General features: G+C 62.7%; 11 protein-coding genes and 1 pseudogene. 9 read left to right on the top strand and 3 right to left on the bottom strand.

Annotated features, from left to right (window positions below; translation table 11 throughout):
* Nucleotides 1-34 precede the first annotated feature (34 nt).
* Nucleotides 35-2,329: a nitric-oxide reductase large subunit gene (locus FAZ97_RS19425; RefSeq protein WP_158760056.1), complete on the bottom strand. Its 2,295-nt coding sequence runs from the start codon at nt 2,327-2,329 to the stop codon at nt 35-37.
* Nucleotides 2,330-2,698: 369 nt separating this feature from the next.
* Here FAZ97_RS19425 and FAZ97_RS19420 point away from each other — a divergent pair, with 369 nt between their 5' ends.
* The 9 genes and pseudogenes from FAZ97_RS19420 to FAZ97_RS19380 all read left to right on the top strand — a co-directional run bounded on the left by FAZ97_RS19420 (nt 2,699) and on the right by FAZ97_RS19380 (nt 13,266).
* Entirely contained in the window at nt 2,699-3,319 is a 621-nt protein-coding gene (locus FAZ97_RS19420; protein WP_199272157.1) for a Crp/Fnr family transcriptional regulator, read from the top strand.
* A gap of 532 nt (nt 3,320-3,851) precedes the next feature.
* Nucleotides 3,852-4,883: pseudogene (gene nirK, locus FAZ97_RS19415) on the top strand (copper-containing nitrite reductase); the annotation flags it as partial.
* Nucleotides 4,884-5,108: 225 nt separating this feature from the next.
* Nucleotides 5,109-6,266: an IS110 family RNA-guided transposase gene (locus FAZ97_RS19410; protein WP_158760054.1), complete on the top strand. Its 1,158-nt coding sequence runs from the start codon at nt 5,109-5,111 to the stop codon at nt 6,264-6,266.
* Nucleotides 6,267-6,756: 490 nt separating this feature from the next.
* Nucleotides 6,757-8,052: an NRAMP family divalent metal transporter gene (locus FAZ97_RS19405; RefSeq protein WP_233271796.1), complete on the top strand. Its 1,296-nt coding sequence runs from the start codon at nt 6,757-6,759 to the stop codon at nt 8,050-8,052.
* A 272-nt stretch (nt 8,053-8,324) separates the two neighbouring features.
* A complete protein-coding gene (locus FAZ97_RS19400; RefSeq protein WP_158760052.1) occupies nt 8,325-9,302 on the top strand; it encodes a LysR family transcriptional regulator in 978 nt (325 codons plus the stop codon).
* Nucleotides 9,302-10,771, top strand: a complete 1,470-nt coding sequence (locus tag FAZ97_RS19395) for a flavin-containing monooxygenase (RefSeq protein WP_158760051.1) — start codon at nt 9,302-9,304, stop codon at nt 10,769-10,771. Before FAZ97_RS19400 ends, FAZ97_RS19395 begins: the two co-directional genes overlap by 1 nt.
* Before the next feature lie 32 nt (nt 10,772-10,803).
* The gene (locus FAZ97_RS19390) at nt 10,804-11,319 is read left to right on the top strand and encodes a CMD domain-containing protein (protein WP_158760050.1); all 516 of its coding nucleotides are present in this window, start codon (nt 10,804-10,806) and stop codon (nt 11,317-11,319) included.
* Nucleotides 11,316-11,915 (top strand): peroxidase-related enzyme, encoded by a 600-nt coding sequence (locus FAZ97_RS19385; RefSeq protein ID WP_158760049.1) that lies wholly within the window; start codon nt 11,316-11,318, stop codon nt 11,913-11,915. The genes FAZ97_RS19390 and FAZ97_RS19385 overlap by 4 nt, the downstream gene beginning before the upstream one ends.
* 46 nt (nt 11,916-11,961) lie before the next feature.
* Nucleotides 11,962-13,266 (top strand): MFS transporter, encoded by a 1,305-nt coding sequence (locus FAZ97_RS19380; protein WP_158760048.1) that lies wholly within the window; start codon nt 11,962-11,964, stop codon nt 13,264-13,266.
* Nucleotides 13,267-13,311: 45 nt separating this feature from the next.
* Here the strand turns inward: FAZ97_RS19380 and FAZ97_RS19375 are convergent, their stop codons facing one another.
* Together FAZ97_RS19375 and FAZ97_RS19370 are read right to left on the bottom strand one after the other, a co-directional pair.
* Nucleotides 13,312-13,821, bottom strand: coding sequence for a septal ring lytic transglycosylase RlpA family protein (locus tag FAZ97_RS19375; protein WP_233271795.1), 510 nt, complete (start codon nt 13,819-13,821; stop codon nt 13,312-13,314).
* Nucleotides 13,822-13,978: 157 nt separating this feature from the next.
* Complete coding sequence (locus FAZ97_RS19370) at nt 13,979-14,290, bottom strand: DUF4148 domain-containing protein (protein ID WP_158760047.1); 312 nt, start codon at nt 14,288-14,290, stop codon at nt 13,979-13,981.
* Nucleotides 14,291-14,654 lie beyond the last annotated feature (364 nt).

Genomic DNA, 14,654 nt, shown 5'->3' with positions numbered 1-14,654 from the left:
GCCATTGTTCGTGGTCGGCTCGTCAATGCGGCGTTCAAACGCGCTGAGCCGCCTTGTGAGTCGTTTTGGCTTCGACGGGCACCGCCGTTTCGGGACGGCGCAACAGCAGCCGCGCGGCGAACCAGCAGAGGTACAGCACGCCTGCCGCGAACACCACGTCACCCGGCACACGCAGCCACACCAGCGTTTGCATCAGCGACGAATGAATGACTTCCGGCGAACGCGCGTACCAGAGCCCCTTGCTCACGCTGGCCCATGCCTGGTAGATGCCGGAAGGCAGGATTGAGATGAACACCATCATGAAAAGGCCGATGTTGAGCATCCAGAACGCCATCTTGAGCAGCGAGTCGTCCCAGGCTTCGCGCGACGACATGCCGCGCAGGCAGAACAGCATCAGGCCGATACCGAGCATGCCGTACACACCGAACAGCGCCGCGTGACCGTGCGCCGGCGTCATGTTCAGGCCTTGCACGTAGTAGAGCGAGATGGGCGGGTTGATCGAAAAGCCCAGCAGGCCCGCGCCAACGGTGTTCCACACGCCCACGGCGACGAAGCACAGGATGACCCACTTATACGTTTGCACCCACGGTGCGGCCTTCGTTCTGCGATACGTTTGCCAGCCCTCCAGCCCGATCAGGGCGAGCGGCACCACTTCGAATGCGGAGAACACGGCGCCGACCGCGATGACGGCAGTGGAAGCCCCCGTGAAGTACAGGTGGTGCAGCGTGCCGAGAATCCCGCCGAACATGAACACGATCGTTTCGAACACGATGGCGCGATTGGCTGTCGACATGCGGATCAGCCCGAGGCGCGAGAAAATCAGTGCGATCACGGCGGTGGCGAACACTTCGAAGAAGCCTTCGACCCACAGATGCACGAGCCACCATCTCCAGTACTCGATCATCGAGTAGTGGGTGTGCTGACCCCAGGCGAGCGACGATGCGTAGAAGAGCCCAATGCAGGTCGCCGAGAGGAACACCATGCCGATCAGCCCGCGGCCTTCGGTCTTGCGATTCTTCAGCGCCGGCATCAAGGCGCGCCCCATCAGGAACAGCCAGATCATCAAGCCGACGAACAGCAGGATTTGCCAGACGCGGCCCATGCTGGTGTACGCCAGGCCCTGGTTGCCGATCCAGAAGCTGAAGCCGGTGCCGAGATGCTTCAGCGAGCCCAGCCAGCCGGTCACGGTCGATCCCACGACGATGAAGAGCAGTGCCCAGAAGAGCACATCGACCCCCAGCTTCTGCAGCGGCGGCTCATGCCCCGAGAGCAGCGGCGAGATATAGAGGCCGGTCGCCAGCCATGCTGTGGCAATCCAAAGGACACCGAATTGAGTGTGGATCGTGCGGCTCACCACCCACGGCAGCACTTCGGCAATCGGAATACCAAAGAAGCTGTGTCCTTCGACCGCATAGTGCGCCGTGAGGGAGCCCATGACCACCTGCGCCAGCAGCAGGCCGATCACCACGTAGAAGTACTTCTTGGTGGCGCGCATGGACGGCGTGGCCTTGACGTTGAAGAGCGGATCAGCGGCAGGCGCTGCCACCGACTCGTCTTCGTCGCTGTGCGCGGTGTGATACCACAGCATCGCGGCAATGCCGCCAAGCAGCAGAATCACGCTGGCAACCGACCACATGCCGTTGGCGACCGTCGGCGTGTTGTCGACGAGCGGCTCATGCGGCCAGTTGTTCGTGTAGGTGATGCCGGTCTGGCCCGGGCGGTCCGTGGTGGCCGACCACGCCGACCAGAAGAAGAACGCAGCCAGCGCCGTGCGGTCATCCGCGCTGGGAACGCTGCCCGCCGTCATGGCGTATTGGTCGCGCAGCGTGTTGAGAGCCGGGTCGTTGCCGAAGAGCGCCTCATAGTGCATCGCCACGTCGCGTACCGCCTCGGCGCGCTGCTCCGTGACCGTGACGCGGTCTGTGTGCGGATCGTAACGGTTGGCGCGCATCTCGCGCTTCAGACGCGCGTCGAGTTCGCCCTGCTGTTCGGCGGGAAGATCCTTGTACGCCTTGCCGAAGTCCCGCTGCGCCCAAATGTCGCGCAGTTGCAGCGCTTCACGGTGCAGCCAGTCGGCCGACCAGTCCGGGGCGACGTAGCTGCCGTGGCCCCAGACCGTACCCAACTGCTGACCGCCGGCCGACAGCCAGACCTGCTGACCGCGCTTGATCTGGTCGCCCGTCAATACCGTGGCGCCGTTTTCGGTGACGACCGCGGCGGGAATAGGGGGCGCCGCGAGATAGATCTCGCGCCCCATGTAGAGTAGAGCGGCGAATGACAGCAGGCACACCAGCCCGAGCCATTTCCATAGACGACTTGTTGACTGCATATCCTCTCTCCTTTTATCCGGAGGTGTAATGCACGGGGAAAAAATGCCGGCGATCACCGCTCGTCGGCGTGAGCGGTTTAAGCATCAGGATCGGTTCATGTTCAAGAGTTGTGCCAATTAGTCACGGGGTTGCCGGCTTCTGTAGCCTGTCGCTAGGCTAAGCTGCTCACAGGAGAACTACGTTTGCGCTTGAACAAAGCCCTACCTGGCTAAGGGGCGTCGATAGAGGACGCCGATAAAGGAGATCGAGAAGGGGCTGCGCGCTTTTGGTGACGATACGAAATGAACACTCAAACGCTGGTCAGATCTGACCTGCTCGCTTCCATGGAGCTTTTTCAGGGGCTCTCGCCCGTTGCATTGGCGGATACGATGATCTGCGCACGCACGCACGAGTTGCGCGCGGAGACCCGCATCTTCTATCAGGGCGACGGGGCGGCCAGGGCCTACGCGCTGATAGTCGGGGGCGTTCGCATCTCCCAGTCGGGAAGCGACGGCGAGCAGGTGGTGATCCGTTTTGTCGCGCCTGGCGAAATGTTCGGCACCGTCGCGTTGTTCACCGACCGCCGCTATCCGGCGGAAGCGGTCACGCTTACCCAGTCGGTGGCGCTAAGCTGGAGCGAGGCCGACATGCTCGAACTGATGACCCGATACCCGCGCATCGCGGTCAACCTGGTCGGCATTCTCGGCAGGCGTTTGCAGGAAGTGCAGGAGCGCTTTCGCGAGATTGCCACCCAAAGCGTCGAGCGCCGCATTGCGCATGCCTTGCTGCGGCTTGCCGAAAAGGCAGGCGAGAACACCGGGCAGGGAACGGAGATCGATTTTCCGTTGACACGCAAGCACGTCGCCGAAATGTCGGGGACGACGCTCTATACGGTGAGCCGCATTCTGACGCGCTGGGAAAAGTCCGGCTGGATCGTCACGAGCAATCAGCGAGTGACGCTCTGCGACTTCACGCGGATCATCCGGATCGCTGAGGACGGTGTGGATTGAAACGGTCGCGGAGACCGACTGCCGTATGCAACCAGGCGAATTCATTCGCGCGTCCGGATCGAGGCATCGGTCGGACGGTGAAATTGCGCGCTCGCCCCCCGAACGCGTGCAGTCGTCATTTCCTCGCTACAGGTCCACGCAAGCCCCTGGCAATCAATTTCCGAAATTCGATGGCGCGAAATCGCGCGTAATGCGATTGCCTGAATCGCATGCGACATTGTGTCGAAAAGAGAGATTTAATAATTAATTCAGGTTAAGGGGTGCGGCGAATTTAAGCGCTAACCTGTTTCGCGTTTTAGTCGATATATATGACCGTGCGATACGCGTTATCACTTCAACTAATCTATTTTGAGTGCGTGAGTGTGTCAATGAGACGCGCAGAATAAATTTTTATCCGGTGCATTGCAAGTGAAGGTGGTGGAACTGGGATGTAAGGCGATGTTTTTATCTGGCGAATATTCAGTTTTATCAGCCCGGCGCGTTGTGTATGGCCTTGGTAGCCGGGTGGCGGGAACCCGTAAGGAGAACAATCATGACAGGAAGGTTGTGTACTGCACTTGCCGCTCTCGGCCTGCTGGCGAGTCTTGCGTATCCGGTCGCGGCGTTGTCCGTGACCGTCCAGTCCGGCGGCGCGCCTGGGGACTTTGGTCCGCCACAAGGGCAGCCGATTCACGCTGTGCTGAGCAGTCCGCCAAATGTGCCACCGCCGATCGAGCGAAACTACCCGGCGCTGGTGATTGTCGATCTCGAAGTCAAGGAAGTGAAGCGGGAAATCGCTGATGGCGCCAGCTATGACTTCTGGACCTTTGGCGGTACCGTACCGGGCAGTTTCATCCGCGTGCGTCAGGGTGATACGGTGCAGCTTCGTCTCCGGAATCCACCGGATTCGCACATGCCGCACAACATCGACCTGCACGCGGTGACCGGGCCGGGCGGGGGCGCAGCAATGACGCTCGCGTCGCCGGGCCACGATGCCACGTTCACCTTCAAAGCGCTGAACGCGGGTCTTTTCGTCTATCACTGCGCTGCGGCGCCGGTAGGCATGCATATTGCCAATGGCATGTACGGCATGATTGAAGTCGATCCGCCCGAAGGGCTGCCGAAAGTCGATCGCGAATATTACGTGATGCAGGGCGACTTCTACACGAATGGCAAATATCACGATCAAGGCCTGCAAACTTTCGATATGAATAAGGCAATTGACGAGCGGCCGACTTATGTACTGTTCAACGGAAGAGAAGGCGCACTGACTGGCGACAATGCATTGAAAGCGAAAGTGGGAGAAACGGTCAGGCTGTTTGTGGGTAATGGCGGTCCAAATCTGGTATCGAGTTTCCACGTAATCGGCGCGATTTTCGATCGGGTTTGGGACGGTTCATATAAACACTATGAAGAAAGCGTGCAGACGACGCTCATTCCGGCCGGTGGTGCGAAGGTCGTTCAGTTCCGCACGGAAGTGCCCGGCACGTTCCTGCTCGTCGATCATTCGATTTTCCGCACCTTCAATCAGGGGGCGCTGGGCATGCTCAAGGTCGATGGTCCAGCCGCGCCGGAAATCTATTCGTCTTCTGCAACCGCGCGATAGTCGGGTGTCGGCGACCGCCTCGATGACCTTCAGGCGGTCCAACTCGCGCATCGTCATGGTTATCCGTTCTGTTGCGGCCATCGCAGCTCCGGTGCTGGACCTCCAGCGGCCGGTCAGCCTAAGGGCAACTCAAAAGATGCTATGTGGGACTACCCGAGAAAGGTCCGTTTGACTAAAACGGGACTCTGTGCGAAGGAGACGGAAATGTCCACGACCCAAGCAGTCCCACAAGCAAAGAATACGGCGATGCAGAGCGAGCTGTACATGAGCTTCGAGCTGGGCGACAAATCCTGGAAATTGACAGTGAGCGATGGCCAGCGTGGCCCAAGCCGTTACAGTGTGCGCGCTGGCGACACGGAAGCGGTGCTCGACTGTGTACGCCGCGCGAAGGAGCGCTGTCGGCTCTCTCCGCAGGCTGCGGTGCATTCCTGCTATGAGGCCGGTCGCGATGGCTGGTGGCTGCACCGCTGGTTGACCCAGCAAGGCATCGACAACGTCGTGGTTGATGCCGCCAGCATCGAAGTGAACCGACGCGTGAGGCGCCCCAAGACCGACCGGCTCGACGGCGACAAGCTGCTGACAATGCTCAGGCGCCACCACACCGGCGAGCACGTCTGGTCGGTGCTGCGCGAGCCCACGCCCGATCAGGAAGACGCTCGCCGCGCGCACCGTGAACTGGCCCGCCTGACCCAGGAGCGTGTCGCCCACATGAACCGCATCCGGTCACTGCTGGTGCTGCACAACCTGCGTCCGCAGGTCGTCATCGGCGGACGTGACTGGGCGAACTGGTGGGCAAACCACCGCGGGCTGGTGCCGCCCATGCTATGCAACGAGATCGAGCGCGAGTGCATCCGGCTTGCGCTGGTCAAGCAACAGACTAGGGTGCTGGAATCCGCACGCCGCGACGAGTTGGCCGAGGGCAAGCACCCACTGGTCGCCCAACTGGCCCGGCTGCGCGCGATCGGGCCCAAGGGCGCCTGGGTACTGGTCAAGGAAGTGTTTGGCTGGCGACGTTTCGCCAACCGGCGCGAGGTCGCCGGCTGTCTCGGACTCACGCCAACGCCTTACGACAGCGGCGACAGCCAGATCGAACAGGGCATCCGCAAAGCCGGTAACAGGCGAGCACGCACGATGCTTGTCGAACTGGCCTGGCGCTGGCTGCGCCTGCAGCCCAACAGCGTCCTGACCCAGTGGTTCAACCGTCGCTTTACTGGCAATGGCAAACCCATGCGGCGCGTGAGCATCGTTGCGTTGGCACGGCGTCTCGCCATAGCGCTATGGCGCTACCTGGAGCACGGCGCGATTCCAGCCGGGGCCTTGCTCAGGCCTGCGACGCCGTGCTGGGCAAGGAATACGTTCTGATCAAAGGTCGACGCGCCCGCAATGTCCGCGGGTCATCACACCGTGATGACCGCCCCAAAAGATGGGGCGCGCCGGCAACTGGGTTTGCCAGTGCGCCTTGCGCGCATGCTGCATGAGGTGCAGGACATCAATGTCCTTGCACGGATAGAAGTTCGTTCCGGCACTGGTTGGAACGCGCATCACACCCCGACCTTGGACCAGACTCGAATGGCCACGTGGGCACGCCGCCTTTACGTCCTTAATGACAGAGGTGCCGCCATGTAATCTGATTCTTATACCTGCGGATCGGCAAGGCTTGACAACAGAGTCCTCATTTGAACTTAGCCACTACACACAAAAATGTTGATAATTTGCATTATGTAAAATAATAAAGAGCACAAGCGAACCCACGTCCGGCGATGTCCACGTCCGCGCGAAAATCTCAAGCGTCCGGCACAAGACTTGCGAATCCGTCGCGACACCGCATCCCGTGCGCTGCAGGATGACCGCCGTGGCCGATAACGAAAAGCTCGAACCCGAAATCGCCGTGACCGATCGGACGGAGCGCTTATGGCTGTCGCGGCTCGGGCCCGGGCTCGTAACGGGCGGCGCGGACGACGATCCCAGCGGAATTGGCACCTATTCCCAAGCCGGCGCGAAATTCGGTTTCGCGCTGCTCTGGACGCTCCTGTTGACCTATCCGCTGATGGTCGCCATCCAGACGATCAGCGCACGAATCGGGCGAGTGACGGGCAAAGGGCTTGCCTCCAACATGCGGGCTTTTGGCCCCCGCTGGATCGTGATCGTTCTCGTGCTCCTTCTCACGGTCGCCAACACGATCAACATTGCAGCGGATCTCGCGGCCATGGGCGCCGCCATCGGGTTGCTGGTGCGCGGGCCCGAGCAACTGTATGTTGTTGCGCTTGGGGCATCCTCCGCCATCCTCCAGATCTGCCTTCCCTATGAACGCTACGCCCGCTTTCTGAAGTGGCTGACCATCGTGCTCTTCGCATACGTTGCGGTGGCGTTCGTCGTGCCGGTCGACTGGGCCCAGGTCGGTCTTTCGGTGGTCCGCCCGCGTGTACAGCTGTCGGGCGACTACCTCACCACTGTCGTTGCCGTCCTTGGCACTACGATCAGCCCGTACCTGTTCTTCTGGCAGGCGTCACAAGAAGTCGAAGAACTGCGCGCAAAGCCCGGCGAACATCCCTTGCGCAGAGCCTCATCGTCGCGTGCACACCGCCAGTTCGACAGGATCACCGTCGACACGTGGGTCGGCATGGGCGTCTCGAACGGCGTGGGATTCTTCATCATGTTGACCGCAGCCGCCACGCTGCACGTTCACAATATCAGCATCCAGACGTCCGCCGATGCGGCGAAGGCGCTCGCGCCCATTGCCGGTCGTTTCGCTGCGTTGGTGTTCGCCGCGGGCATCGTGGGAACGGGGCTACTCGCCCTGCCCGTGCTTGCCGGTTCGGCGGCCTACGGCGCGGCCGGCGCGTTCCGCTGGCGCAATAGCCTGTCTCTACATCTCACGCTGGCGCGCGAGTTCTATTCCGTAATCGTCGTGGCCATTCTGGGCGGCGTCGCGATGACCTTCTGCCACCTCGACCCCGTGAAAGCGCTTTACTGGAGCGCTGTCGCCAACGGTCTTGCTGCTGTACCCGTCATGATCGTCGTCATGTTGATGGGCACCAGTCAACGCCTGATGGGAAAATACGCAATATCAGGAATCCTTAGATTTGGCGGATGGACTGCGACTGTGCTGATGGCCGTGGCAGCCGTGGGCATGTTCATTCCGGCATAGAACGCGACCTGCCCGATAGCAGCCCGATGTCACGAACGCCGCCGCGCCGGTGTTCACGCCGAACAACGCTCGAACGGCCGCCACCACACTGCGCGGCCGATATTCCCAGGAAGCATTGCGACCTCTGCGCGGTTGAGATAAGCCGTCCTGGGGCAAACCCCTCTTTCGCTCCCCCGGAATAACGATATAAAAATCCATTATTTGAAAAACACATTCTTTGCCAGTCAGAATGTGAATTCTGAATTCTTGCGCACCTCGACGCCAACTGGACGATGGAACTACGCCAGCTCGAAGCCTTCGCCGCGGTGATCACGACCGGTAGCGTCACCGCCGCCGGCCGCCTGCTGGGGCGCTCGCAGCCAGCGATCACGCGGCTGATCCAGGAGCTCGAAACCGAGATCGGTTATGCGCTCTTCACGCGCAACGGCCCGCGCGTCACGCCCACCGAGCAAGGCATCCTGCTCTATGAGGACGTCGAGCACGTGCTAACGGGCGTCCATCAGATCCAGAAGCGTGCCGGCGAGATTGGCCGCGGCGAAACCCGGCCGCTGCGCATCGCCGCCACGTCCGCGCTGGCCGCCGGCCTCGTGCCTGCCGCGCTCGCGAACACCGAACTCGCCGGCGCCGCGCAGACAATCCAGCTGCGCAGCCTGCCCCCCGAGCAGGTCGTGCACGATGTCCTGACCGGCGCCGCCGACATTGGCGTGGCGAGCCTGCCGCTCGAACACCGCGGCGTGGTTCTGCATTGGATCGGCCAATCCGCGTGCGTGGCGGCGCTGCGCGACGACGATCCTCTCGCGCGCCATGACCGGTTGCCGCTTTCGGCCTGCGAGGGCCGGCGCATTGTCACCATGCAGAACCCCTATCGTCTGCGCCGCCGCCTCGACCATGCGTTCGCGCAGGCGGACGTCACGCCAGCGCGACTGATCGAAACGAATTCGTCGATGAACGCGCTGACCGCCGTTCGCGCCGGTCTCGGCATTTCGGTACTCGAACCGGTCACGGCCTACGGCATGCCGCTTGCCGGGGTCGCGATCCGCACGATCGACGCCGACATTCCGTATTTCTTTGGCGTGATCTCGCGCGACGCCATCGCGCTATCCCCCGTCGCCGCGACGCTCATCGACGCGCTCGCCGACGCAGCGCGCGCCGTGCTGCCCGATTTCACGCTGCGCGCGAGCGCCGAGCACGCCCAAGTCCTGCAGTCGCTGTATGGCGACCTGCCTGTCAACAAGGAAGCCTTGCCGTAATGAATCCGACCCCCTCATCGTCCGCAGGTCTCGCCGCGCTCGAAACCCGGCTGCGCGAGGATCTCGCGTGGCTCGAGTTGCCCGCGAAGCGCTGGATACCCGAACGCACCCACGACGGCCGCTCCGTGGTCAATGTGGCGATTGTCGGCGGCGGGATGGCGGGGCTTGCGCTCGCCGCCGCGCTTGACCATCTCGGCATCGACGCCGTCATCTACGATCAGTCGCCGCGTGGGTTCGAAGGCCCATGGGCTACCACGGCGCGCATGGAAACACTCCGTTCTCCTAAGCAGCTCACCGGCCCCGCGCTCGGCCTGCCCTCGCTCACGTTTCGCGCGTGGTTCGAAGCGCAGTTCGGTATAGAGGCTTGGGAGGCGCTCGACAAGATCCCACGCCTGCAATGGATGGAGTATCTGCGCTGGTATCGCGATGTCCTCGATATCGACGTGCGCAACGAACACCGGGTCACCGCGATCACCCCGCGCGCGGACGGCGGCGTCGCGCTGTCTGTCACGAGCCCCGCCGGCAGCGAGACTGTGTTTGCGCGCCACGTCGTTCTCGCGACGGGCCGCGACGGCCTGGGTGGCCCATCCACGCCTGCATTCGCGCGCGATCTGCCACGCCGCTTCTACGCGCACTCGTCCGATGTGCTGGACTACGGCACGCTGCGCGGCAAGCGTGTCGGCGTCGTCGGCGCGGGGGCGTCGGCCATGGACAGCGCGGCAACGGCGCTCGAAGCGGGGGCGGCCTCGGTCGATCTGCTGATTCGCCGCGCGGACATTCCGCGCATCAACAAGGGTAAGGGCGCGGGTAATCCGGGCCTCACCCACGGCCATGTCGCGCTTTCCGATGACTGGAAATGGCGCATTCGCCACTACATCAACGTGCAACAGGTGCCGCCGCCGCGCGGCAGTACGCTGCGCGTCTCGCGCCACGCCAACGCCCGCTTCAACCTCGGCGCGCCAGTCACCGGTATCGAGCAGCTGGACGACGAACTCTACGTAAGCACGCCGAAGGGTGTCTTCGTGCTGGACTTCATCGTGTTCGCAACCGGCTTTCGTATCGATCTGGCGAGCCGCCCCGAATTCGCGCCGTTCGCACGCCACGTGCGTGCGTGGAAAGACCGCTACGCGCCGCCCGCGGGCGACGATGACATCGAGCTTGCCGACTCGCCCGACCTCGGACCGGCTTTCGAGTTTCAGGAAAAGACGCCCGGCGCGTGCCCCGGACTCGAGCGCATTCACTGCTTTTGCGCGCCGGCGACGCTTTCGCACGGCGCGCTGTCGGGCGACATCCCGGCCGTCAGCGAAGGCGCGAAGCGGCTCGCACAGGGGCTCGTCGCGACGTTCTATCGTGAGGATGCCGAACTGCATTACGCCAACATGGCGGCGTTCGCCGAGCCGGAAGTCGAGGGCGACGAATGGGCGCCTGCACCACCGCCGCCGGCGCTCGCCGAGCGCGAAGCGAAATGAGCGTGTGAATCTGCAGTTTTCCGGAGTTGACCATGACATACGACACTGACGGCGACATCATCGATCGCGTCGCCGACCTGACGCCCGGCTCGACCACGCATGCACTGCGGCACCAGCGCGCCAAGGTCGTGGAAGCGACCCAAGGCAGCTACGTCGCGCTGTTCGATCCCGCACTCGGCGGCCTCACGCTCGTCGAACGCTTGCTCGTCGCGCTCTATGCGAGCCGGCTCGCGCCCTCCCCGGCGCTCGTTGCCCACTATCGCGCGGAACTGGCCGCGCACGAAGTCGATGCGGTGACGCTCGCCGCCGTGGAAACAGGTGCACCGGAGGACCTCTCTGCCCCGCGCCTGCGCGCGATCCTCGCATTCACGCGCACGCTGATCGAAAATCCGGTCGCTGGCGACAAGGCCGCGCTGCAGACGCTGCCCGCCGCCGGTTTGACGACGCCCGCCATAGTCGCGCTCGCGCAGCTGATCGCCTTTTTGTCGTACCAGACGCGCCTCGTCGCGGGTCTGCAAGCCCTCAAGCAGTTGGAGCGCGCATCATGACCGACATCATCCGTTCGCACGGCTTCACGAACGAATCGCTGGAATGGGACGCGTGGCTCGACGTGGTCGATCTCGATCATGCCACGGCGGACCAGATCGCGGTTCTCGAAGAAAGCCATCCCAAGGCAAAAGTCTCGGACTACTACCGATTCCTCGTCCATCAACCCGAAATCCTGCGGCAGCGCTCCGCCGCGTTCAACGCGATCATGTACGCCCCCGGCGGCTTGCCTCGCGCTGAGCGTGAACTGTCGACCATTGTGGTTTCGCGGCTCAACGGCTGTGTGTATTGCGCATCCGTGCATGCCCAGCGTTTCGAGCAGCTCGCCAGGCGCAACGATGTGATCCGCCAGGTGTTCGCCGATCCTCACAGCGCCGGGACGACAAGGCGCGAAGAGGCGATCGCGCGTTTCTCCGCTGCGCTGACCGAGTCGCCGAACGGGATCGGCCAGGACCAGTTGCAGGCATTGCGCGAGGCCGGTCTCACCGACGCCGAAATGCTCGACCTGATCCACTCGATCGCTATTTTCGCGTGGGCGAACCGGCTGATGCTCAATCTCGGCGAACCCGTGTTTCCCGAGCCGGCAACCGCCGCCTGACCGAACCCTGCTGGACCGTCCTTCAACCAATACCCGGGGATAACCGATGGACACTCAACCAGGCATCAAGCCCGTCATCGTGGCCGCCGTGCTGGCCAATGCGATGGAGTGGTTCGACTTCACCATCTTCGCAGCGATGACGCCCATCATCAGCAAGCTGTTTTTTCCGGTCTCGCATGGCGCAGCGGGCGCGGATCTGAACGCGATCCTGCTGACCACGGCCCTGTTCGGCGCGGGCTTTTTCATGCGGCCCGTGGGCGGTGTGCTGCTCGGCCTCTATGCCGATAAATTTGGCCGCAAGGCGGGCATGACGCTCGGCATGGGCATCATGGCGCTGGCCGCCGCGATCATGACCTTCGCGCCGACCTACGCGACGGCCGGTCTCGCGGCACCGTTCCTGATGCTCGCGGCCCGGCTCCTGCAAGGATTTTCGATCGGCGGTGAATTCGGTACGTCCACGGCGTTCCTGATCGAACTGGCGCCGCCGAATCGCACCGGCTTTTTCGGCTCGTGGCAGATGAGCGGACAACTCATGTCGACGATGCTGGGCGCCGCGCTCGGCATGGTGGTCACGCAGGTGTTCACGCCCGAGCAGCAGCTCGCGGGCGCCTGGCGCATCCCGTTCGCGGTGGGCCTGCTGATTGCGCCGCTGACCGTCTACCTGCGCCGCCACGCAAGCGAGACCTATGCGCGCATCCATGCAATGCCGCGTGCCCGGTCGACAGAGGTGGCCGCCGTCAAGCGCGGGCTGTCCGACTATCTGATCGGCATGGGTATGGTAGTGGCGAGCACCGTGACGTTCTACGTCACATTCGGCTACACCGTCACCTACGCGAAGCAGGTTCTCAAGCTGCCCGTTTCGGAAAGCTTCATGGTGCAAATGATCGCGGCCATCGTCATGCTGATCGTCACGCCGATCGCTGGGGCGCTCTCCGACCGCTACGACCGCAAAACGTTGCTGGTCGGGTCGCTTGGCGCCTACCTGGTGGCGATCTATCCGCTCTATGCGTGGGTCGTGGCGGCGCCGTCCGTGCCGCGGCTCCTCGTCACGCAGATCGTGATCGGCGTGCTCAGCGCAACCTTCCTCGGCGTCTATTGCACCACGCTTGCCGAGATGTTCCCCAAGCGCACGCGTGCAACGTCGCTCGCCGTGGTCAATAACGTCGTTGTCCTGATCTTTGGCGGCTTTGCACAGACCTTCGTGACGTGGCTCATCGCGCTCACGGGCTCGCCGCTGGCGCCGGTGCTCTATGTGATGATCGGCATTGCGCTCAGTCTCGTGGCGGTCATGGCGCTCAAGCCTGGCCATTTCAGGCAGCGTAGCGCGAACACCGCTCAAACCGCTGGATGAAGCTGTGGCGACCGGCGCGTGGCGTGATGCGAACCACGCCTCATGTCACCTTCCGGTCGTCAGCACTCCGCCGCCGTCCGACTCTGACTGCGCGCTCTGCGCGTTCTCCACGCGTTCGATCCGCACTCGCATCGACCGTGCATCCGTCAAACCCAGGGTCTTCGCCGCAGCATAAGAGAGATCGATGATGCGGCCTTTGACGTACGGTCCGCGATCGTTGATGCGCACGACAACCGACTTTCCGGTTGCCATCGACCTGACGCGCACATAGCTGCCGAGTGGCAATGTGCGATGCGCAGCCGTCAATGCGCCGGGATCGAAGCGTTCGCCGTTGGCGGTCTGACGCCCCTGGAATTTCTCCGCATACCAGGATGCCTCGCCGGACTGCACCACCTCGTGCCGCGCGTGGCAGGCGTCCGCAGTACATGCAGACTGTTTGGTCGCGATCTGTCCGCAGGCCGCAAACAGGGCGCAGATTGCGAAGACTCCCAGATAGCGGAGCGATGACGTCAAAGACCCCATGTCAGTCGATGAGCGAGGGTTAAGCGTTTTCAAGAGTTCTGCGCAATTCGCGTGCCCGGGCAATCCAGAATCGTCGCAATTTTTCCGGTTTCCTGCAATGGGCCCGCAAGTCCGGCCCTCATTTCGCCGGAGGTGGCGAACCCGGACAAAGCCCCTCCGCTCGGAGGAAGGGCTTCGCCAACGCCATGAATTACTGACCGAAGTAGATTGGCTTCAAGCCGTCACCAGCCGCGGCCGTGGGCGCACCGGACGCCGACGCCCCGCCAACCGCCCCGCCGTAACTGGTCCCGCCATTCTGCGCGGCCACGCGCGCTTCGGCGGCCTGGATATCGGCAGGATAGTTTGTGTTGTCGCCGTCACCTGGGCGATAGCCGGCCTGCTCCAGTTGCACGAGTTCCGCGCGGACCTGCTCAGGCGTCACGGCGGTGTTCGATTGCGCGAAAGAAGCAACCGGAGCCGACGCAATGATAAGGATAACGAATGTTTGACCAAGCGATTTCATGATGGGCTACCTCGAAAATTGTCATGTGGGGTGCATCAAGCTTTCTTGTCTGCACAAAAAAGCCGCTTCACTTCGCTTATTTCCTCCTCTATCGAACGAGGTCCTGCTCGAAGCGGGCACCTTCGCTTCGAGCAGGACCGGGTCGAAATCATGCGCAGGCGCAATATGCTCTCGCTCTGTTTATCCTGCGCCCCCGATCGCCTCCGTCAGTCGATGGAGGCCAGATGTGGGTAGCTCATCCTTCGTTTAGCGTCCGCCACGTGCTTGTTCGTACTGCCCTGCGTTGCGCATGCGATCCGCCTGACATGCGGGCTGCACCGTGATTGCGTTGCCACCATGCATGGTGATCGAAATTGCGCAGAAG

The sequence above is a fragment of the Paraburkholderia acidiphila genome, assembly GCF_009789655.1.
Classification (GTDB): Bacteria; Pseudomonadota; Gammaproteobacteria; order Burkholderiales; family Burkholderiaceae; genus Paraburkholderia; species Paraburkholderia acidiphila.
The sequence above is the reverse complement of the archived record's forward strand: the minus strand, read 5'-3'. Positions and strand labels throughout refer to the sequence as shown.

What these genes read in the sequence shown, in the direction of transcription:
- FAZ97_RS19425 (WP_158760056.1), bottom strand. Translation starts at nt 2,329, where the DNA reads ATGCAGTCAACAAGTCGTCTATGGAAATGGCTCGGGCTGGTGTGCCTG.
- FAZ97_RS19420 (WP_199272157.1), top strand. Translation starts at nt 2,699, where the DNA reads ATGATCTGCGCACGCACGCACGAGTTGCGCGCGGAGACCCGCATCTTC.
- FAZ97_RS19410 (WP_158760054.1), top strand. Translation starts at nt 5,109, where the DNA reads ATGTCCACGACCCAAGCAGTCCCACAAGCAAAGAATACGGCGATGCAG.
- FAZ97_RS19400 (WP_158760052.1), top strand. Translation starts at nt 8,325, where the DNA reads ATGGAACTACGCCAGCTCGAAGCCTTCGCCGCGGTGATCACGACCGGT.
- FAZ97_RS19395 (WP_158760051.1), top strand. Translation starts at nt 9,302, where the DNA reads ATGAATCCGACCCCCTCATCGTCCGCAGGTCTCGCCGCGCTCGAAACC.
- FAZ97_RS19390 (WP_158760050.1), top strand. Translation starts at nt 10,804, where the DNA reads ATGACATACGACACTGACGGCGACATCATCGATCGCGTCGCCGACCTG.
- FAZ97_RS19385 (WP_158760049.1), top strand. Translation starts at nt 11,316, where the DNA reads ATGACCGACATCATCCGTTCGCACGGCTTCACGAACGAATCGCTGGAA.
- FAZ97_RS19380 (WP_158760048.1), top strand. Translation starts at nt 11,962, where the DNA reads ATGGACACTCAACCAGGCATCAAGCCCGTCATCGTGGCCGCCGTGCTG.
- FAZ97_RS19370 (WP_158760047.1), bottom strand. Translation starts at nt 14,290, where the DNA reads ATGAAATCGCTTGGTCAAACATTCGTTATCCTTATCATTGCGTCGGCT.